Genomic DNA, 21,023 nt, shown 5'->3' with positions numbered 1-21,023 from the left:
AGTAAGTAACAAAAGTTACTAAAACTGAAAATAAATAAAAGGTTGTGTATCAGCTGAAGCAGTAGCATAAACTACCCAATAAATCAATCCTAACAAGATCGCCTTAGCCACTAAAGGTAATTTTGAAAAGGTATTTTGCATTACGGCTAAAGTTTTCATAGGAATAAAATGCCAAACTACTCCAATAGCTATCAGTAAAAAAACATGCTTATAACCTAAAATAATAGTCATCCACTGATTAAAATCGAAGGTTAACTGTGAGATATTATGCGCCATTTGAAATGCTGTTGTGAAATCTTTTGCGCGGAAAAACAACCAACAAAACACAACAAAATGGAATGTCAAGACAACTTGAATCGTTCTTACAAAAGCATTTTTAGGCAACTTAATAAACTGTCCAAAGAATTTCTCAAAGACTAATGCCAATCCGTGAAGAATCCCCCAAACTACAAATTTCCAGGAAGCGCCATGCCACAATCCTCCCAACAACATCGTCATGAATAAATTAAAATAGGTTCTTAGTTTACCCTTGCGATTTCCTCCCATAGAAATATAGAGGTAATCCCTTAACCAACTCGAAAGGGAAATATGCCATCTTCTCCAAAACTCGGTAATAGAAGCGGATTGGTAAGGCGTTCTAAAGTTATCAGGCAACCAGAATCCCATTAATAAGGCCAACCCAATCGCTATATCAGAATACCCTGAAAAGTCACAATAAATTTGAATAGCATAACCATAAGAAGCCATTAAGTTTTCAAAAGCGGTATAACTATTCGGCGCATCAAAAACACGATCAACAAAATTACTTGAGATATAATCCGATATTACAGCTTTTTTTAGTAATCCTCCAATAATTAAAAACAAAGCACGATTAAATTCTTCTTTCGTAAGCTTGAGCTTCTCATAAATTTGAGGAATAAAATCACTTGCTCTAACAATCGGCCCAGCAACTAATTGAGGAAAAAACGAAACAAAAAACAAGAAATCGATAAAATTTTTAGTGGGTTTCAAATCACCACGATAAACATCAACGGTATAACTTAAAATCTGAAAAGTGTAAAAAGAGATTCCTACAGGTAGTACAATATCTTCAAACTTTAAATTACCGCTAAAAAAATTATTGTAATTATCAATAAAGAAATTGGTATACTTAAAATAAGCCAACATCCCGAGATTAATTAACAAACTAAGTATCATATAAAACTTACGATACCATTGTTTTGGCTCTTCATAAATTAATCGAGACAAAACGTAGTCTACCATTGATGAAAATATCAAAAGCCAAAAATAAACTCCACTCGACTTGTAGTAAAAAAATATTGAAAACGCCACTACATAGGTAATTCTAAAATAATGGGTTTTGCGAGACAAGATATAGATAACGTAAAAAAACAAAAACAAACCCAAAAACAGAGCACTGTTAAATAATAGAGGGTGTTTAGGATCATATAAAAACCATTTTTGAATAGTTTCTATATCGATATTTCCTACATGCTCAAGAAACCAATTTTGTATGCTAAAAAGTGCTTTCACTATAATTTTGTAGATTTATATAATTCGTATGATTGTAAAAAAGATTCAAAAAACAATTCTCCTTGCTTTTCATAACCTTTTTTAGAGTAATGAACTTTATCTTTGGCCATATATCCTTTTGCAGAATTACGATTAATAGAGCTATTCCCACCAAAAACCTCGAGAAGATTCCAAACAGCATAATTTTTAACATGGGCATGGTCTTCAATTTCCTGTGCATACATTTCGATAAAGGTGTTTCTATATTTGCGATGCAAAACAGATGGCGGAGGAGTCATAACCAATATTCCCGCATCAGGATTTTTATGTTTTATTCCCTGAATCATCTCATCTAAATTAGAAAAAAACTGCTCCCCAGATTGCTTATCAAAACTCTCATTAGTTCCAAATGAAATAATCACTAAATCAGGTTGTAAAACAGGTAACTGTTCATTAAACAATCGAAATTTGTTGAAATCAGAAACCTTAGCACCATTCACGCCTATGCCATGATATATCACACCAGATGCATTATTTTCTAAGACCAATCCATTCAAAGCAAATTCGTCAATTTCCTGATTCGGAACTAAAACAATTTTATCTAACGGTTTTTCTGAAACATAATCATTAGAAAGCAAAGAAGGTTCTAATTCGATAGGAATGTATTCTATTTTGGTAGCCGTTTTGGTTTGAGTTCCCTTTGTTGGAATTGTCAAAACTTTACCATCTCGAATGATATTGCTTTTTAAACCATTCGCTTTTTTTAATGCTTTTAAAGAAACGTTGTATTTATCAGCAATGCCTCCTAAAACTTCACCTGGCTTGACTTTATGTGTGATTTTTTTCGGAACTTTTCTTTCAATGAAACTATTTTTATTGGAAATCGAAACATCAAATAAATTCACATTTTGAGGGGTAATTACTTTCAGTTTTGTAAAGTGGTATGGAACTTCTTTTACATGCATTTGAATCGCAAAATCTTTTGAAGTCGTTTCCATAGAAAAACCACTTAAGCCAACAGGTCGATTGGTATCCGCATACAAATTTCGAAAACTTTGAAAACTACCTGAAGCAGTGTAACGAATAGGAGCACTATTATTGGTTTTGGCTACACTATAGGGAAAAGTAAATCCAAATCCCCCATTTCCATAAACCTTTTGAAATTGCGAACGAATTTTAGCCGTAAACAAATCGGCTTGTATGTGAGAATCCCCAATATGAACGATATTAATCTTACCTGATTTACTTTGCTCCAATTGGTACAATTTTTCATAAAATGCAATAATAGCATTGGGATTATGAATGTCATTTCCTGTAAAGGAAACTTCGATAGAATCAATAACGGGAACTTCTACTTCAACAGAATCTATAGGCACCAATAAAGTATCCTGAGCAAATCCAAAAAAAGAAAAAACCAAGAGAAACAACAAAAATCTACTTTTCATAAACGGTATCTTTTGGTGTTAAAACGGTATCTTTCTTAACAGGCACAACAGCTTTTTTTCGTTTTTTCCTCAACTCCTTATACGTTTCATACCCTTTGTTCAATTGGGTGAAAATCAAATTTGCCGCTTCTTTAGCTCCTCTGTGATTAAAGTGTGTATAGTCTTTGTTAGCTCTCACAGGTTCCTGCTCTACCCATTTTATCATAGAACCATCTCCACCCATCAAAGTATACAAATTCACAAAACTCGATTCAGATTTGATAGCGTAACGTTTTTGGGCTCTGTTTAATGGAACTACTGCAGAATCAGTTTTCATCTCCATGTCGTATTTAGTAGATTTGTCGGCAACAGAGATTATTAATATTGAAACACCCGGAAAACAAGCTCTTAAATGAGCAACTACTTTTTCCATCCTTTTTTCATACCAACCATAATGTAACGAACCATAGTTCAATACATTGGCCCCGTATTGCAATACTATTAAATCATAATCTAACTTGGAATGAAAAGCGCGCATGGTGGCAACATCAAAACTACCAATTGGTAAACCTGAGTTTCCTCTATTCGAGAAATTATCCACGTGAACACCTTTTCCATCATCAAAATTAAATCCATAAATAGGAATAGAATCGGCGTTCTTGAAATTTACTCTAATACTTTTTAAATTGCCTTCTGATAAGGTTAAGGTATTAACTAATTTATTAGGATTCAATTTCTTAACAATAGTGTCGGTGCCTGATATGTAAAACACTTTTCCTTCTTTGTTAGACGAACTTCCGTAAAATAAAGTTGGGCGAGGTAATTCAGAAGCAAATCTGGTGGTATTCGCTTTGTATTTTACCCAAGCCACACTAGCTGTATCATTCGCGTAAAACACATGACCGTTTACTCCAAATGGATTAGACGGATGTTTCACTTTTAAATACGACTGTGTTTTCCAATTACCCGAAAATTCATGGGTTAACGAACTTCTGGAAGCAGCAGATTCGGATGTAATATTGACAAAACCAACACCTTGACCTCCAAACTTCTCCTGAAAATACGTCCTGAAATCTTTAACAATTAAATCACCATCTGTCATGGAATCTCCAAAATAAGCAATTCGAACGTTACCTTGTTTTTTTGTTTCTAACTGAAAAAGTTTCTCGAAAAAACCAACTAAATATTGATTCCCTGTATACGTTTCAAAAGTTTCTTTCGGAAATTCAATACCATTTACGGCTACATAATCGATAACAGTCCCCCTCATAGAATCTTCTACAACGGTACCTCCATCTTCAGCAAGAGCTTCTAAAAGCAAACTATCGACTACAACATTTTTAGAATCTAATTTATCTTCAGTAAATAATTTCTTAGGCAAAATCGTTTTGAATATCAAAAATGAAAATCCAGAAACAATTACCACAATTAAGGTTTGAAAAAAATATTTTGATGTATTCATGTATTAAATTTCAATTTCGAAGACAAGTCCAAAAATCTAGTAAAATCTCAAACTCGTTACTCGTTACTTTAAGCTCGCAACTCTATTACATTCGCTCAGGAACTTGAATTCCTAACAACTGAAACGCATTTTTAATCGTATTCCCTACCGATTTTGATAGTTGTACTCGAAATACTTTCTTGTCGTGATTTTCTTCTCCCAATATCGAAACTTGTTGATAGAACGAATTGAATTCTTTTACCAAATCATACGTATAATTCGCAATCAAAGCCGGACTATGATTATCCGCCGCATTTTGAATTACATCAGGGAATAATTGTACTTGCTTGATTAATTCTTTCTCTTTTTCATGCAATTCTAATCCAGAAATTGAAATTGAAGTATCAAAATCAGCTTTTCTTAAAATCGACTGAATACGAGCGTAAGTGTACTGAATAAACGGCCCAGTATTTCCTGCAAAATCAACCGATTCTTCTGGATTAAACATCATTTGTTTTTTCGGATCTACCTTCAACATATAATATTTCAAAGCACCTAAACCAATGGTTTTGAATAAAACGGCTTTCTCTTCTTCAGAATAACCATCTAACTTTCCTAATTCTTCCGATATAGTTTGTGCAGTTGTAGTCATTTCCGCCATTAAATCATCAGCATCTACAACGGTTCCTTCACGAGATTTCATTTTTCCAGAAGGTAATTCTACCATTCCGTATGATAAATGATACAAACTATCCGCCCAATCAAATCCTAACTTTTTCAAGATCAAGAATAACACTTTAAAGTGGTAATCTTGCTCGTTTCCTACCGTATAAACCATTCCACCAACATCTGAAAAATCTTTCACACGTTGGATAGCAGTACCAATATCTTGCGTCATGTAAACCGCAGTTCCGTCAGAACGAAGTACGATTTTTCTATCCAAACCATCTGCCGTTAAATCAATCCAAACCGAACCATCCGGATCTTTCTCGAAAATGCCTTTTTCTAAACCAAATTGCACTACTTCTTTTCCTAATAAATAGGTTTTAGATTCATAATAGTAGCTATCAAAATCAACGCCTAGATTTTTATACGTTTCAGCAAAACCGTCATACACCCATTGGTTCATGGTTTTCCAAAGTTCGATAACTTCCGGCTTTCCATTTTCCCAATCTAAAAGCATTTGTTGCGCTTCTAAAATAGATGGTGCAAGTTTTTTTGCTTCGTCTTCGGTTTTACCTTGAGCAATTAATTCTGAAATTTCTTTTTTGTATTGCTTGTCAAATTCTACATAAAAATTCCCAACTAATTTATCTCCTTTTAATCCGGTGGAAGCTGGAGTTTGTCCGTTTCCGAATTTCTGCCAAGCCAACATCGATTTACAGATATGAATTCCTCTATCGTTGATGATTTGCGTTTTGTATACTTTTTTTCCGGAAGCTTTTAAAATCTCAGCAACGGAATAACCCAATAAATTATTTCGGATGTGACCTAAATGCAATGGCTTGTTGGTATTGGGTGAAGAATATTCTACCATTACCGCCTTCTCTCCTTCTTTTGGAGCTACAAAACCAAAGGTTTCATTGTTTTTAATCGTATTGAAAAATTCCACATAAAAAGCATCCGAAATCACGATATTTAAAAATCCGCCTACTACATTGAACTTAGCCACTTCATTTACGTTCGCCACTAAGTAATTTCCAATCTGATTTCCGATTTCAACGGGATTGCCTTTTAATGCTTTTACCAAAGGAAAAACCACTACAGTAATATCACCTTCAAAATCTTTCCTTGTAGCCTGAAATTCAACTTTTTCTATAGAAATAGGGAACAATTCTTCAACTGCCTTTTGAATGTGCTGGGTTAATGTTTGATGTAATGTCATTTTTCCTTGATTTTTAAAACGTGCAAAGGTAAGAATTTTGAAGATAGTATGATGAAATAAAATTTCACAAATAGCGGAAAATGTTAAAAAAAAAATAAAAATTAAAAATAGACTGTAACATTTAACAAATGTTGAAGTCTACTTAAGCACAATCATCAATCATATTTAATTAAAACAATCTAATGAAACTAAAACTTTTTATCACTACACTTTTGTGCAGTATCACTTTTGGATTCGCACAAAACAACGGAAGCATCAAGGGAAAGGTAACAGACAAGAAAACAAACGAAACGTTGCCTTATGTAAACATCATCATCAAAGAAAATGGCAAATTAGTTACAGGAGCAGTAACTACTGAAGAGGGTAATTTTTCTATAACCAAATTGGCTCCTCAGAAATATACCGTTGAAATTCAATTTATTGGATATACAACCGTTACTAAAAATGTTGACCTAACTACGAATGCCAATCAAAACTTAGGAACAATTGCTATTGCAGAAGATATTATCGAACTAAAAGATGTTGAAGTGGTAGCAGAACGATCGAACATGGTTCAAAAAATTGACCGAAAAGTAATTAATGTTGGAAAAGACTTAATTGCTTCAGGAACAACCGCTTCAGAAATCATGAACAATATCCCGACGGTTAGCATCGATCCTCAAACGAAAGAAATCAGCATGAGAGGAAATAGTAACGTGCGAGTACTAATTGATGGTAAACCGTCAAACGTATCAATCGAGCAACTGCTACAACAAATTCCTTCAGCTTCAATTAAACAAGTAGAATTGATAACAAATCCTTCGGCAAAATACAATCCTGAAGGAATGAGTGGAATCATCAATATTATTTTACACAAAAATTCACAAGACGGATTTAATGGCTCAATAAATACCGGGGTCACCTTCGGAATCACTCCAAAAACAAACTCAGCATTAAACATGAATTATCGCGTTGGAAAAGTGAATTTTTACACGAATTATGGCTTCAATCATGGGATAAATGCCAACAACGGTTTTGTAGACAGCGAAAGAACCAACTTAGAAAACAGACAAGATTTTAATTTTAGAAATAAAAACAATTCACATCTGATTAAGTTCGGAATGGATTATTACATCAACGATAAAAACACCTTATCAGCATATACCAATCAAAGTTTTACATCGGGTTTCGGAACAGGATTAACAACCGTAGCTTTTGACAATCCTATTGCGAACCGAAATACCAATCAATCGTTCGGAAGTGATGGCAAAAACAAAAACCAAACGTATGATGTAGTCTACAAACATAATTTTGACAAAAAAGACAAAACGTTCGAACTTCAAGCTAATTTTTCTCATACTGAAAATGATGAAAATACGCTATATAACGAAACCATTTTCAATCCTACACAATCGTTTGAAAGAAGAAATATTCTTAATGGAGTCACCGATTACTTTCAATTGAATGCTGATTTTGTGAATCCATTAAACGAAACTACCAAATTAGAATTGGGGGTAGAATCGAGAATTCAAAACTCAAGCAATAGATTAGAAGATGTAAATCCTAGTTTTTCTAGTGCAAATAATGCTTTCGAATTTGGAAGAAATATTTACTCTGGATATGCTAACATTGGAAAACAAGTAGGCAAATGGAGCGGTCAAGTGGGACTTAGAATGGAATATTTCGATCTTCAAGCCGATTTTGAAGTAAATCAAACCAACCCTTCGTTTTCAGACAAACAAAGAGTTAATGACGAAATTTTTACGGTTTACCCATCTGCATTTTTAACGTACAATGCTAATGATAAAAACTCGTTTAACTTCAATTATTCCAGAAGAATAGATCGCCCAAGTATTGGTCAGATTAGTCCGATTAGAGAATGGACCACTCCTATCTTAGAATCAAGGGGTAATCCAGAGTTAACACCTCAATTTACCAACTCATTTGAAGTGAATTACACCCGAAACACCAAATTAGGTTCAATAACAAGTGGCATATTCTACAGAAAAATTTCAGATGAAATTTCGAGAGTGGTATTCAACGATCCAAACAACCCAAACCGAAATATTTTATCGTATGACAATTTTAACAACAATGATGCATACGGTATTGAAACGTCTGGAAATTTAAAATTCTCTAAATGGTGGTCCGTTAATGCTAGTGCTGATGTGTACTTTAGAACGGTAAAAGGAACCGTACAAAATAGCAATACAAATGCTTTAGAAAATGCAGAAGCAGATGTAACTACTTTTAATGTTAGAGTAAACAACAGTTTTACAGCCACAAAAGATTTGCGTTTTCAATTGTTTGGAATGTATAGAGGAAAAGACAAAAGCATTCAGTTTGACAGAAAGGAAATGTATCGTATTGACTTAGGAGCAACTTACAATGTTTTAAAAGGTAAAGGAACCATAACAGCCAGACTAAACGATATGTTCGAAACGATGCGTTTTGCTTTTGATGGCTCCATTCCTTACCGCCAACAAGGAGCATTCTACTGGGAAAGCCAAACCGTTTATGTAGGATTCAACTACATGTTTGGAGGTGGAAAAAACAAAGCCCTAGCCAGAAAACAAAGAGATGCCAACGAGGTGCAAAGCGGTGGCGGAATGTTTTAGTCCTCCCTAATCCCTCCAAAAAAGAGGAATTCATAAACCATAAAAAAGCGTTCTGAGTTTTCAGAGCGCTTTTGTCTATATGCTATTTTCTTTTTTCTATTCTCGAAAAATTACCATCTAATAATCACACTTCCCCAAGTAAATCCGGAACCAAAAGCTGCTAAAACAACTAAATCACCCGATTTTATTTTTCCTTGTTCCCAAGCTTCAGTCAAAGCAATTGGAATAGAAGCGGCTGTAGTGTTTCCGTATTTTTGAATGTTGTTAAAAACTTGATCATCAGTCAAGCGAAACTTCTGTTGAATGAATTGAGAAATTCTCAAATTCGCTTGATGCGGTACCAACATATCAATATCCGAAACCTGTAAATTATTAGCTTGCAAACCTTCATTAATAACTTCGCTAAAACGAACTACGGCATTTTTGAAAACGAATTGCCCGTTCATGTAAGGATAATAACTTTCGTCATTTGGATCATTATCCGCAATGATATCAGTCACCCAACGTTTACCCATACCCGGAGCTACTAAAGACAATTCTTCAGCATGCTGTCCTTCGGAATGAAGATGAGTCGACAAAATTCCTTTCGTAACATCTTCCTCTCTTGAAAGTACTGCTGCTCCTGCTCCATCTCCAAAAATAACAGAAACACCTCTACCACGAGTGGTCATATCTAAACCGGTAGAATGCAATTCAGAACCAATAACTAAGACATTTTTATACATTCCCGTCTTAATGTATTGATCCGCAACAGAAAGAGCATACACAAAACCCGAACATTGATTACGAACATCCAGAGCACCAACAGTTCTTAAACCCAAATCGCGTTGTACTAAAACACCAGGGCCTGGAAAATAATAATCGGGACTCAAAGTAGCGAAAACCACAAAGTCGATATCTTCTTTGGCTACACCAGAACGCTCAATAGCAATTTTGGCTGCTTTAACACCCATAGAGGTGGTAGTATCTTCCCCTCGAATAACATGACGACGTTCTTGAATTCCAGTTCTTTCCTGAATCCATTCGTCATTTGTGTCCATTATTTTAGATAAATCATCATTGGTTACTACATTATCAGGAACGTAATAACCTAAACCCGTAATTTTTGAATGATACATATTGATATGGCTAAATTAAACGGCAAAAATACAAAATAAATACATGTCAATCTTCTTTTTTGATAAAATCAAATCATGGATGAGTAGATAATTTGAAAGTAGATTACGAAAATTAACAAATTATTTGAAAAAGATAGGACTCAAAAATTTAACTTTAAACCATCAAATTCAAACTAACAAACATGAAATTAAGATTGCTTACCATCATGACGCTTATGGGGGCTTTATTCAGTACCTCAGCACAAGAAAATGTAACGTATCAGAAACCCTCTGCCGAAATTCTAGCACTAGCGGATTACGAAAGAGCTCCTTCTGTAAGTATGGACACCAAAAAAGAATACATGCTTTTGAGTTATCGTAATACGTACAAAACACTAGACGATTTAAACCAAACGGAAATGAAATTAGGCGGATTACGTATTAATCCCGTTACCAATATATCAAGCACCGTTACTTACATTAACAACCTAAAGATTAGAAAAATTAAGGATAAAAACGAAATTCAAGTTAGTGGACTACCTGCAAATGCTCGAATTACAAATATTTCTTGGTCACCAAACGAAAAGAAAATTGCTTTTACAAACACCACAAATCAAGGGGTGGAACTTTGGGTAATTGATGTGGCAACTGCAACCGCTAAAAAACTAACTTCTGATAATTTGAATGCAAATCTTGGAAGTCCGTTCAATTGGATGAAAGACAACGAAACGTTATTGGTGAAAGTATTACCGAAAAACCGTCCAGCGTTAATTGATAGTAACAAAGATGTTCCTAAAGGACCAACCGTTTCAACTAGTGACGGCTCAAAATCACAAAACAGAACGTATCAAGACTTGTTGAAAAACAAAACCGATGAAGCTAATTTTGACGCATTAGTAACTTCAGAATTATATAAAGTAACCCTTTCTGGAGCAACTACTTTATTCAAAAAAGCCGACATTTATGCAGGGGAAAGCTTTTCTCCAGATGGAAACTACTTAATGCTAACTACGATTCAAAAACCGTACTCGTATATTGTACCAATGAGCCGTTTTCCGCAAAAAACTACGGTTTATGATGCGAACGGAAAAGAAGTTAAAGTGGTGAACGAAGTGCCATTAACGGAAATTATGCCAAAAGGTTTTTCATCAGTAAGAAAAGGAAAAAGAAGCATGGGTTGGAGAGCGGACAAACCTGCTACTTTATACTTTGTGGAAGCTTTAGATGGTGGAGACCAAGCAGTAAAAGTAGATTTCAGAGACGAAGTATTCTTGTGGGAAGCGCCTTTTACATCAAACCCAACAAGCTTAATCAAAACCCAACAACGTTATGCGGGCATCATGTGGGCAAACGATAACATTGCGATTGTAGCAGATTCTTGGTACGATACAAGAAATACTAAAGCGTATTTATTCAATCCTTCAAATACTGCTGTAGCTCCAAAAATTATTGAAGATAGAAATTCACAAGACATCTACTCTGATCCTGGAAATTTCGAAATGAAAAAGAACGAATTCGGAAGATACGTAATTGCGATTGAAAACGGTAAAGGCTATTTAATAGGTGACGGTCATACCAAAGATGGACAATTTCCATTTATCGATGAGTTTGATTTCAATACTCTGAAGAAAACACGTCTGTACACTTCAAAAATGAAAGATAAAAAAGAAGACTTAATGTCGATTGAAGATTTCAAAAAAGGAGAAGTATTGGTAATGATACAATCGAAAAACGAATATCCAAATTACTACTTCAGAAACATCAAATCAAAAAATAAATTAACTCCGATTACTACTTTCAAAAACCCATTTGAAAGTATCAAAAACGTACATAAAGAGGTAATCAAATACAAAAGAAACGATGGTGTAGAATTATCGGGAACCTTATATTTACCTGTCGGATATGACAAAATGAAAAAAGAAAAATTACCATTATTAATTTGGGCCTATCCAGCAGAATACAAAGACAAAAATTCAGCCGGACAAAGCGATAAAAACCCGAATGAGTTTACATTCCCTAACTACGGTTCGTTTGTATATTGGGTAACCAAAGGGTATGCAGTTTTAGACGACGCAGCTTTCCCAATTATTGGAGAAGGAACAACTGAACCAAACGATACATTTATCCAACAATTAGTGGCTAACGCAGAGGCTGCAATTGATGCAGTAGATAAATTGGGTTACATCAATCGTAAAAAAGTAGCCATTGGGGGTCACTCATACGGAGCGTTCATGACGGCTAATTTATTAACGCATTCTAATTTATTTGCTTGTGGTATTGCAAGAAGTGGTGCTTATAACAGAACCTTAACGCCTTTTGGATTCCAAAGCGAACAACGCAACTATTGGGATGTTCCAGAAGTATACAATACTATGTCGCCTTTCATGAATGCTGAAAAAATGAAAACGCCTCTATTATTAGTTCATGGCGAAGCGGATAACAATCCTGGAACTTTTACACTACAATCAGAGCGTTATTTCCAAGCGTTAAAAGGATTAGGAGGACCAGCAAGATTAGTAATCCTACCTAAAGAAAGCCACGGATACGTTGCAAAAGAAAACATCTTACACCTGTTGTGGGAACAAGATCAATTCTTAGAAAAATATTTAAAGAATTAGAGAAAAGAATAAAGAAAATAGACCTTTGAGCAATTGTTTGAAGGTCTTTTTTTTCTCTTAATTTCTTTCATAACTTTTTGGAATTCCCCCTTTGAAGGGGGTTAGAGGGATGTTAAGCAATTTTCAACCCAACCACTTCCCCATTCTCCAAAATTGCATCATTTTCAAAAAATAAAATTCGATTACCATATTTCGCTTCTATAAAATAATGACTTCCTCTGAAATAAGAATTGACAATCTCCACCTTCAAATCGGAATTCATCACTACTTTTAATTGATGTGGATAAACAAATCTTAGCTCGCCGTTGATTTCAATTTCATTAACATCTCCAAATAACGAAGCCACATATTTATCTCTTGGATTATCGTAAATGAATTTTGGAACACCACTTTCAATGATGTTTCCATCTTTAATAATTGCTACCTCATCCGCAAACGACAACACATCCGTACTATCATGCGTAGCAACAATACAAGTAATCCCTTTTTCTTTTAAATAACCAAACAATTTGCGTCTCAAACTATTTTTTCTAAAATTATCGATATGACTAAAAGGTTCGTCTAACAATAAAACTTCTGGTTCTAAAGCTAAAACTCGAGCTAAAGCTACTCGTTGCATTTGGCCACCACTTAATAATTTAGCTTTTACATTGGCATATTCGGTCATTTCTACGATTTCAAGTAACTCAGCAATTCTGGCTTTTTTCTTTTCGGGATAAAAATTAGAAAGGTATTTCCCAACATTCTCGGCCACTGTAATATAAGGCATCAAATCAAAATCTTGTGCCAAATACTTCATGAAAGGCATTCCCGGAATCAAATGATATTTCGGACCCAACACTTCTATATCATTCCAAAAAATCTGACCTTCATCTAGGTCATATAAGCCGTAGATTAATTTTAACAAAGTACTTTTTCCACAACCGCTTTCGCCAATTAAAGCCAAGTTTTTACCTTTTGACAATTGCAAAGAAATCGCATGTAAATTTGGAATTTCGTCATATGAAAAAGTAATATTTTGAACCGACAACATAAGATTTTTTTTTGCAAAGATAGGATTTAAATTATGTCAATTTGTCATCATTTCAACTTTGGTATTTCTTTTGAAATCAAAAAACCATCAAATTGTTTAACTTAAAATTTTAAATATGGCATCAGGAAAAATTAATGTTTCAGTAGAAAACATCTTTCCCCTAATTAAAAAATTCTTATACAGCGATCACGAAATTTTCTTACGTGAATTAGTATCGAATGCAACCGACGCTACTTTAAAATTAAAACATTTAACCAGCATTGGCGAAGCAAAAGTAGAATATGGCAACCCTATAATCGAGGTGAAAATCGATAAAGAGGGTAAAAAACTTCACATCATCGACCAAGGGTTAGGAATGACAGCCGATGAAGTAGAAAAATACATCAATCAAATCGCGTTCTCAGGCGCAGAAGAATTCTTAGAAAAATACAAAGATTCCGCCAAAGATTCAGGTGTAATCGGACACTTTGGATTAGGATTTTACTCGGCGTTCATGGTGGCTTCTAAAGTAGAAATCATCACTAAATCATTCAAAGACGAACCAGCCGCTCATTGGACGTGCGATGGTAGTCCAGAATTTACATTAGTACCGCACGATAAAACGGAAAGAGGAACCGAAATCATCTTACATATCGCTGAAGATTCACTAGAGTTTTTAGAGGAATTCAAAATCCGTGAATTGTTGACGAAATACAACAAGTTCATGCCAATTCCGATTAAATTTGGAACAAAAAAAGAAGCACTTCCAAAACCAGAAGACGCTCCTGAAGATTACAAAACAGAATATGTAGATGTAGACAACATCATCAACAATCCAAATCCGGCTTGGACCAAACAACCAAGTGATTTATCGGAGGAAGATTATAAAAACTTCTATCGCGAACTGTATCCAATGCAATTTGACGAACCGTTATTCAACATTCACTTAAATGTTGACTATCCGTTCAATTTGACTGGAATTTTGTATTTCCCAAAATTATCTTCGGATTTACAAATTCAGAAAGACAAAATCCAATTGTACCAAAATCAGGTTTTCGTTACCGATAATGTAGAAGGAATTGTTCCTGAATTCTTAATGATGTTGAAAGGAGTAGTAGATTCGCCAGACATTCCATTAAACGTATCGCGTTCGTACTTACAAGCCGATGGTAATGTGAAGAAAATTTCAAATTACATCACAAGAAAAGTAGCGGATAAATTGAAATCGTTATTCAACGAAAACCGCGAAGACTTCCAACAAAAATGGAACGACATCAAAGTGGTATTGGAATATGGTATGCTTTCAGAACCAAAATTCTATGAAAAAGCTGGCGATTTCGTGTTATATCCAACAACAGATGACAAATATTATACGTTAGCTGAATTAAAAGAAGCTTTAAAAGACAACCAAACCGACAAAAACGGAAAATTAGTAGTCCTTTACGCTTCGAACAAAGACGCGCAACACAGTTACATTGATATTGCAAAAGAAAAAGGATATCAAGTATTGTTGTTAGATTCTCCAATTGTATCGCACTTAATCCAAAAATTAGAAGCAGACAATGAAAATCTAACTTTTGCTCGTGTAGATGCGGATCACATCGATAAATTAATTCAGAAAGAGGAAGAAACAATTTCAAAATTATCGGATGACGAAAAAGAAAAACTAAAAACGGCTGTTGAAACCGTAGTGCCAAAAGAAAACTATACGGTGCAATTAGAAAACTTAGACAGCAAGGCAGCGCCATTCATCATTACCCAACCCGAATTCATGCGCAGAATGAAAGAAATGAGCGCAACAGGCGGTGGCGGAATGTTTGGTATGGGCAACTTCCCTGACATGTACAATTTAGTGGTAAATACCAATTCAGAATTAGCCACTACTATTTTAAACAGTCCTGAAGACGCACAAAAAGACTTAGTAAAACAAGCCTTAGATTTAGCCAAACTTTCACAAGGTTTATTAAAAGGCGAAGAGTTAACAGCTTTTGTAAAAAGAAGTTTTGAAACGTTGAAATAATTCGAAATTTTGTCATTCTGAACTGGTTTCAGAATCTAATTAATAGAATAAAAACTAAATAAAACCTACAAGGAATAAATTTCTTGTAGGTTTTTTATTTAAAGCTAAATTCCTAAAAATTGCTTTTGTCCTTCTGTTAAATGCCAAGTTTCTTGTACATCCAAATTAACCAAAATCACTTTAATTTTTAACTCTTTTTTTTCTTTTAAGGAGCGATACCAATTAAATGAAGTTTCGTTATTGGAATCCAAAAACAGAGCCCAATTAATAAACACATAAAGATCATACGTTTCCGAAAGAAAAGTTTCAGTTCCTAAAAAAGTAAGCTCATCTAACCAATTAGAAAGTGGTTGATTAGAATCAATCTTACTTTTCATAATTTTAGACAAATCTTTTATGTTAGCGCCACAACTTATCCCTTTATTTTTATTTTTGAGCAAAAAACCATCTGTATTAAAAAAATAAGCTTCTGGAACAGCTAATCGCTGAGTGGCAGAGTAGTTACCAAAAACCTTGATATCTTTTAGAATGGCCAAATCATCCAAATCATAAGAAATCTGATTTTTATTTAAATAGTTAATAAGAGAATCTTGATTCACACTTTTAAAGGTTATGTCTACTTTTTGACATAATACAAGCGAACAAAAAAAACAAAATAGTAAGGATAAATAAAACTTCATCATATGTATTTTAATGTAAAACAACTGAAATTTCTCAAACATGAGGAGTATAAAAATACAAAAAAAAGACACTTTCACATTCATTAAAAAAAATCATGATAATAACCATTCGCAATTGAGAAGATTTGTTTTGTTTCTTTATGAAATACATCAAAAGCTTTTTTTACAACCAAGTTTCACCTACCCAAACACTAACAAAAAAACCTTACTTAAAAAAGAATTAAAATAACAACTCAACTTTTGAAGTTAAACATCAAATTCTTTCAAAAGTTCTAAATTCTAAATTCCATAATCTAAATTCTAGATTCTAAATTCTGAATTCTAAATTCTAAATTCTAAATTCAAATTCCCTATATTTGCGCCCCTTAAAAATTTAGAACATGTCAAACAACAATATAATAAAAGGAGTTTTCCTTGTTGCTTTAGGCGCAACGAGCTATGGAATGTTAGCTACTTTCGTGAAACTAGCCTATCAAGAAAATTATACAACAGCCGAAGTAACCTCCTCGCAATTCATCTATGGAATACTTGGGATTTTAATCATCAATTTATTCCAACGTACCAAAAACAAAAACGCTGCGACGAAAGCGACCTCAAAAAATATTTTCCATTTAATGTTAGCCGGAACTTCATTGGGCATGACCAGTGTTTTCTACTATCTTGCCGTAAAATACATTCCCGTTTCAATCGGAATTGTATTGCTAATGCAAACCGTTTGGATGGGGGTTTTATTAGAATGGTTCCTAGACAAAAAAGCACCATCTATACAAAAAATCATATCGGTAATCATTGTATTGATAGGAACCGCTTTGGCGATTAATATTTTTAAAATCGATTTTAATGACGCAACTATCGACTGGGCCAACGGATTATTCTGGGGTTTATTAGCTGCTGCTTCTTTTACAACTACCATGTTTACAGCCAACAAAGTAGCAATAGGAATCTCATCCGCACAAAGAAGTTTATACATGTTATTAGGAGGTGCAGTTATCGTTTTTGGCTTCAGTTTATATACACAAGTAACGCCTTTCAATTTTGAAATATTTACCAAATGGGGAATTGTGTTGGCTTTATTCGGAACCATCATTCCACCCATGTTATTAAACGCCGGATTTCCTCACACGGGAATTGGTTTAGGAAGTATTGTTTCTTCATTAGAATTACCTGTTTCGGTAATGATGGCATTTTTCCTTTTAAACGAACAGGTAGTTTTCCTGCAATGGATTGGAATCATTTTAATTATTACTGCAATTGTAATCATGAACATACAATTCAAAAAAAAATAAAGTAAATTAGCGATGTGAATCATCGCTTTTTTTATGCTCGATTTATTTCCATCTGAAAAAATAATTTTACCATTACCCGATGCGGTTTTTGAATGGTATCCCAATTTCTTCAACAAAGAAGAAGCCGATCTCTTATGGGATAAATTAATGTCCGAAACGCCTTGGCAACAAGATGACATTACCATTTTTGGTAAGAAAGTAGCCCAACCCAGATTAACATGTTTGTTCGGAAATGAAGGAAAACCTTATTCCTATTCAGGGATAACGATGCAACCTCATGCTTGGAATCCAACGTTAATGTTCATCAAAGAAAAAGTAGAACAAATAGCCAGTCACAACTTCACAACAGTACTAGCTAATTTATATCGAAACGAAAAAGACAGTAACGGTTGGCATGCCGATAATGAAAAAGAATTAGGCAAGAATCCTATCATTGCCTCAGTAAGCTTTGGGGAGGAACGAAAATTTCAACTAAAACACATCTCAAATTCGGAAGCAAAAATGAACCTAAATCTAACCCACGGGAGTTTATTGTTGATGAAAGAAGGAAGTCAAATCCATTACAAACATCAAATCCCAAAGGCGATCCAACCAAAAAATCCGAGAATAAATTTAACGTTTAGAACAATTTTGTAAAGATTTCTCAAAAACTAGTTGCTACTTTAATCATATTTTAAAAATTTCAAAAAAAGTAATAGACCTCATTTTTGAATTTATTTTTTTACTAATATTGAATAACAAACCATTAAATAAGAGAGAAACCGTATTTACTTCATGAAAAAGAAGAAAATTTCAGAATTCGACAACGAAACATTAGATAGAGTTGTTACTATGGCGCAGGAGGAAAAAAAACCTTTTGAAGTGTTAAAAGTAGAATTTGGAGTAACAGAAAACGAAGTTACCGAATTAATGCGCAAAAGACTGTCCAAAGATAATTTTGAACTTTGGAAAAAGAAAGTAACTGCAAGTAAGCCAAAACCGAAACCAATCAAATATAACGAATTGGAAGACGAAGACTTAGACAGCAAATACTACTTCAAAAATAAATTCGATTAAAAAAAATTAACTCTTGTTCAACAAGAGTTTTTTTATTTAATATAGAAATTTGCAACATGCAAAAGAAAATTTTTACCGAATCACAAATCGATCGCATCATAGAAATGGCTTGGGAAGATCGTACCCCGTTTGAAGCCATAACGTTTCAATTTGGTATCTCCGAACAAGAAACCATTGAAATCATGCGCCGCGAAATGAAACCTTCTAGCTTTAGAATGTGGCGCGAACGCGTACAGGGCAGAACAACCAAACATGCCAAACGAAGAGTAAACGGCATAGACCGATTCAAATGCAAACTACAAAGACAAATTACAGGTAACAAAATATCCAAGAGATAACTGTAACATTTAGCCTATTTTATCTACTTATGGGGAATACAATTTAGATAAAATGAAAAAATTAATGTTTTCCCTAGCTTTAGTAGGATTTTTATGGAGTTGTAGTCCTACCCAAACGACTACCAAACAAAATGATGTAGCAGTTACCATCGATTTAATCAATGTTAAAGACGATAAAGTAATGGTGAGCGTGACCCCACCAACATTTACTACAGAATCCGTAACCTATCACTTTCCTAAAACAGTTCCTGGAACCTATTCAGAAGATAATTACGGTCGTTTTATCGAAAATGTAAAAGCTTTTGACAACAAAGGAAAAACTCTAAAAGTAGCCAAAATTGACGAAAACTCATACAGTATTTCAGATGCTACCAAATTGAGTAAAATTACTTACTTAGTAAACGATACTTTTGATACTGAAAGTGGAGCTGGTTTTGGCGAAAGCGAAGATGTTTTTTCTCCAGCGGGAACCAACATCAAAGCGGGTGAAAATTTCATGTTAAATACACACGGTTTTATCGGATACTTCAAAGGAAAAGAAGAAACACCTTATAAATTAATCGTTCAACATCCCGAGACATTAACCGGAATTTCTGCTATGACAGACGCTGACCCAAGTACTACTTTAGATGTATTTTACATGCCAAAATACGCCAATTTAGTGGAAATGCCTATCATGTATTCTAAACCTGATTTTACTACATTCAGAATTGACGATATGGACATCATCATCAGTGTGTATTCTCCGACAGGTAAATATACAGCCGAACAAATTACACCTCACATGGAAAATATGATGAAAGCGCAAAAACGTTTTCTAGGTCCTATCGATGCTACAAAAAAATACGCAATCTTACTTTATTTAGCAGATGTGGAGGCAAAAGACGCAAAAGGTTTTGGAGCCTTAGAACACCCAACATCTACAACAGTGGTAATGCCTGAAGTTATGGATTTAGAAATGCTTCAAGAGCAATTAAAAGACGTAGTTTCGCACGAATTCTTTCATATTGTAACACCATTAACGATTCATTCTACTGAAATTCAAAATTTCGACTTCAACAACCCCCAAATGTCAGAACACTTATGGATGTATGAAGGGGTAACGGAATATTTTGCAAACCTATTCCAAATCAACCAAGGACTAATTGAAGAAGGAGAATTCTTTGAAAGAATGGCAGGTAAAATTGCACAATCACGCCAAATGAACGACAATATGAGTTTTACCAAAATGAGTAAAAACGTATTAAATCAGCCATACAAAGAGCAATACCTAAACGTGTATAACAAAGGGGCTTTAATAGCCATGTGTGTAGACATTCTGATAAGAGAAAACAGCAATGGAGAAAAAGGAATCTTAAATTTAATGCAAGAACTATCAAAACAATATGGTAAAAACAAAGCATTCAAAGACGAAGAACTATTCGATAAGATTACTGCCTTAACCTATCCTGCTGTTGGAGAATTCTTAAAAACACATGTCGCTGGAGAAACACCAATTCCTTATGAGCAATTTTTTGCTAAAATGGGGGTAACAGAAACTACTATCGAAGTACCAGGAAATCCATTCTTAAAAGGACAAACAGAACCTTATATCACCATTAATCCAAACACGAAAGAAATTTTAGTTTTACCGGATAGCGAATTAAATATTTTTATGACCTCCTTAGGTTTAAAAAATAACGATACGCTTTTAGCTTTTAACGACAAAAGTTACAACCTTGACAACATTTACGACTTAATTATGGCAAGCGTAAATTGGAAAGACGGGGATGCCATTTCAGTAAAAATCAAAAGAGATGGCAAAGAACAAACGATTAAAGGTAAAGTAATAATGCCAAAAGAAAAACAAGAAAGCTACATAGCAACCGACAACACTAAGAAAACGGTTCGTGATGCTTGGTTAAAAGGCTAAAATTTGGAATTGAAGAATAACGATTTTAAATTTTATAAGTATCCTAAGATTTGAAATTGAATTTTTGAAATTGAAATTGCACTTGAAAATCCTCAAAGTACTTAGTATTTTGAGGATTTTTTATTTACTTTGCGAACACAAATTT

The 21,023-nt window shown here is 34.1% G+C and carries 15 protein-coding genes; 8 read left to right on the top strand and 7 right to left on the bottom strand.

Going from position 1 to position 21,023, the window contains the following annotated elements:
• Window positions 1-18: 18 nt before the first annotated feature.
• The 4 genes from NAT47_RS05145 to argS all read right to left on the bottom strand — a co-directional run bounded on the left by NAT47_RS05145 (window position 19) and on the right by argS (window position 6,262).
• Window positions 19-1,263 (bottom strand): MBOAT family O-acyltransferase, encoded by a 1,245-nt coding sequence (locus tag NAT47_RS05145; RefSeq protein WP_262918731.1) that lies wholly within the window; start codon window positions 1,261-1,263, stop codon window positions 19-21.
• Window positions 1,264-1,532: 269 nt separating this feature from the next.
• Window positions 1,533-2,957 carry a GDSL-type esterase/lipase family protein gene (locus NAT47_RS05140; RefSeq protein ID WP_250580999.1) on the bottom strand — a complete coding sequence of 475 codons (1,425 nt, stop codon included), beginning with the start codon at window positions 2,955-2,957 and terminating at the stop codon, window positions 1,533-1,535.
• Window positions 2,947-4,398 (bottom strand): SGNH/GDSL hydrolase family protein, encoded by a 1,452-nt coding sequence (locus NAT47_RS05135; RefSeq protein ID WP_250580997.1) that lies wholly within the window; start codon window positions 4,396-4,398, stop codon window positions 2,947-2,949. Before NAT47_RS05135 ends, NAT47_RS05140 begins: the two co-directional genes overlap by 11 nt.
• Window positions 4,399-4,483: 85 nt before the next feature.
• The gene (argS, locus tag NAT47_RS05130) at window positions 4,484-6,262 is read right to left on the bottom strand and encodes an arginine--tRNA ligase (protein ID WP_250580995.1); all 1,779 of its coding nucleotides are present in this window, start codon (window positions 6,260-6,262) and stop codon (window positions 4,484-4,486) included.
• A gap of 182 nt (window positions 6,263-6,444) precedes the next feature.
• On the opposite strand from argS, the gene NAT47_RS05125 reads away from it, so the two are divergent.
• Window positions 6,445-8,859, top strand: coding sequence for an outer membrane beta-barrel family protein (locus tag NAT47_RS05125; RefSeq protein WP_250580994.1), 2,415 nt, complete (start codon window positions 6,445-6,447; stop codon window positions 8,857-8,859).
• 110 nt (window positions 8,860-8,969) lie between these two features.
• Here the strand turns inward: NAT47_RS05125 and NAT47_RS05120 are convergent, their stop codons facing one another.
• Window positions 8,970-9,977: a 3-oxoacyl-ACP synthase III family protein gene (locus NAT47_RS05120; RefSeq protein WP_250580992.1), complete on the bottom strand. Its 1,008-nt coding sequence runs from the start codon at window positions 9,975-9,977 to the stop codon at window positions 8,970-8,972.
• A 182-nt stretch (window positions 9,978-10,159) separates the two neighbouring features.
• On the opposite strand from NAT47_RS05120, the gene NAT47_RS05115 reads away from it, so the two are divergent.
• Entirely contained in the window at window positions 10,160-12,574 is a 2,415-nt protein-coding gene (locus NAT47_RS05115) for a S9 family peptidase (RefSeq protein WP_250580990.1), read from the top strand.
• A gap of 112 nt (window positions 12,575-12,686) precedes the next feature.
• Here NAT47_RS05115 and NAT47_RS05110 read toward each other — a convergent pair whose 3' ends face one another.
• The gene (locus NAT47_RS05110; RefSeq protein WP_250580988.1) at window positions 12,687-13,607 is read right to left on the bottom strand and encodes an ABC transporter ATP-binding protein; all 921 of its coding nucleotides are present in this window, start codon (window positions 13,605-13,607) and stop codon (window positions 12,687-12,689) included.
• 115 nt (window positions 13,608-13,722) lie between these two features.
• Here NAT47_RS05110 and htpG point away from each other — a divergent pair, with 115 nt between their 5' ends.
• Window positions 13,723-15,606 (top strand): molecular chaperone HtpG, encoded by a 1,884-nt coding sequence (htpG, locus tag NAT47_RS05105; RefSeq protein WP_250580986.1) that lies wholly within the window; start codon window positions 13,723-13,725, stop codon window positions 15,604-15,606.
• A gap of 104 nt (window positions 15,607-15,710) precedes the next feature.
• Here the strand turns inward: htpG and NAT47_RS05100 are convergent, their stop codons facing one another.
• Entirely contained in the window at window positions 15,711-16,205 is a 495-nt protein-coding gene (locus NAT47_RS05100) for a hypothetical protein (protein WP_250580984.1), read from the bottom strand.
• A gap of 461 nt (window positions 16,206-16,666) precedes the next feature.
• On the opposite strand from NAT47_RS05100, the gene NAT47_RS05095 reads away from it, so the two are divergent.
• The 5 genes from NAT47_RS05095 (at window position 16,667) to NAT47_RS05075 (ending at window position 20,878) form a co-directional block, all read left to right on the top strand.
• Entirely contained in the window at window positions 16,667-17,572 is a 906-nt protein-coding gene (locus tag NAT47_RS05095; RefSeq protein WP_250580982.1) for an EamA family transporter, read from the top strand.
• Window positions 17,573-17,605: 33 nt separating this feature from the next.
• Window positions 17,606-18,208 carry an alpha-ketoglutarate-dependent dioxygenase AlkB family protein gene (locus tag NAT47_RS05090; RefSeq protein WP_250580980.1) on the top strand — a complete coding sequence of 201 codons (603 nt, stop codon included), beginning with the start codon at window positions 17,606-17,608 and terminating at the stop codon, window positions 18,206-18,208.
• 138 nt (window positions 18,209-18,346) lie between these two features.
• Window positions 18,347-18,628 carry a TIGR03643 family protein gene (locus NAT47_RS05085; protein WP_250580978.1) on the top strand — a complete coding sequence of 94 codons (282 nt, stop codon included), beginning with the start codon at window positions 18,347-18,349 and terminating at the stop codon, window positions 18,626-18,628.
• 56 nt (window positions 18,629-18,684) lie between these two features.
• On the top strand, window positions 18,685-18,966 hold the full coding sequence (locus NAT47_RS05080; RefSeq protein WP_250580976.1) for a TIGR03643 family protein: 282 nt from the start codon (window positions 18,685-18,687) through the stop codon (window positions 18,964-18,966).
• Between the two features lie 52 nt (window positions 18,967-19,018).
• A complete protein-coding gene (locus NAT47_RS05075) occupies window positions 19,019-20,878 on the top strand; it encodes a M61 family metallopeptidase (protein ID WP_250580974.1) in 1,860 nt (619 codons plus the stop codon).
• Window positions 20,879-21,023: the final 145 nt, after the last annotated feature.

The sequence above is a fragment of the Flavobacterium fragile genome, from assembly GCF_023634865.1.
Lineage (GTDB): Bacteria > Bacteroidota > Bacteroidia > Flavobacteriales > Flavobacteriaceae > Flavobacterium > Flavobacterium fragile.
Note: the sequence above shows the minus strand (reverse complement) of the source record. Positions and strands in the feature narration are given on the sequence as shown.

Excerpts from the sequence above, each read along its gene's own strand:
- NAT47_RS05090 (WP_250580980.1), top strand. The coding sequence starts at position 17,606 with ATGCTCGATTTATTTCCATCTGAAAAAATAATTTTACCATTACCCGAT.
- htpG (WP_250580986.1), top strand. The coding sequence starts at position 13,723 with ATGGCATCAGGAAAAATTAATGTTTCAGTAGAAAACATCTTTCCCCTA.
- NAT47_RS05075 (WP_250580974.1), top strand. The coding sequence starts at position 19,019 with ATGAAAAAATTAATGTTTTCCCTAGCTTTAGTAGGATTTTTATGGAGT.
- NAT47_RS05085 (WP_250580978.1), top strand. The coding sequence starts at position 18,347 with ATGAAAAAGAAGAAAATTTCAGAATTCGACAACGAAACATTAGATAGA.
- NAT47_RS05110 (WP_250580988.1), bottom strand. The coding sequence starts at position 13,607 with ATGTTGTCGGTTCAAAATATTACTTTTTCATATGACGAAATTCCAAAT.
- NAT47_RS05115 (WP_250580990.1), top strand. The coding sequence starts at position 10,160 with ATGAAATTAAGATTGCTTACCATCATGACGCTTATGGGGGCTTTATTC.
- NAT47_RS05120 (WP_250580992.1), bottom strand. The coding sequence starts at position 9,977 with ATGTATCATTCAAAAATTACGGGTTTAGGTTATTACGTTCCTGATAAT.
- NAT47_RS05125 (WP_250580994.1), top strand. The coding sequence starts at position 6,445 with ATGAAACTAAAACTTTTTATCACTACACTTTTGTGCAGTATCACTTTT.
- NAT47_RS05145 (WP_262918731.1), bottom strand. The coding sequence starts at position 1,263 with ATGGTAGACTACGTTTTGTCTCGATTAATTTATGAAGAGCCAAAACAA.
- NAT47_RS05135 (WP_250580997.1), bottom strand. The coding sequence starts at position 4,398 with ATGAATACATCAAAATATTTTTTTCAAACCTTAATTGTGGTAATTGTT.
- argS (WP_250580995.1), bottom strand. The coding sequence starts at position 6,262 with ATGACATTACATCAAACATTAACCCAGCACATTCAAAAGGCAGTTGAA.
- NAT47_RS05140 (WP_250580999.1), bottom strand. The coding sequence starts at position 2,957 with ATGAAAAGTAGATTTTTGTTGTTTCTCTTGGTTTTTTCTTTTTTTGGA.
- NAT47_RS05080 (WP_250580976.1), top strand. The coding sequence starts at position 18,685 with ATGCAAAAGAAAATTTTTACCGAATCACAAATCGATCGCATCATAGAA.
- NAT47_RS05095 (WP_250580982.1), top strand. The coding sequence starts at position 16,667 with ATGTCAAACAACAATATAATAAAAGGAGTTTTCCTTGTTGCTTTAGGC.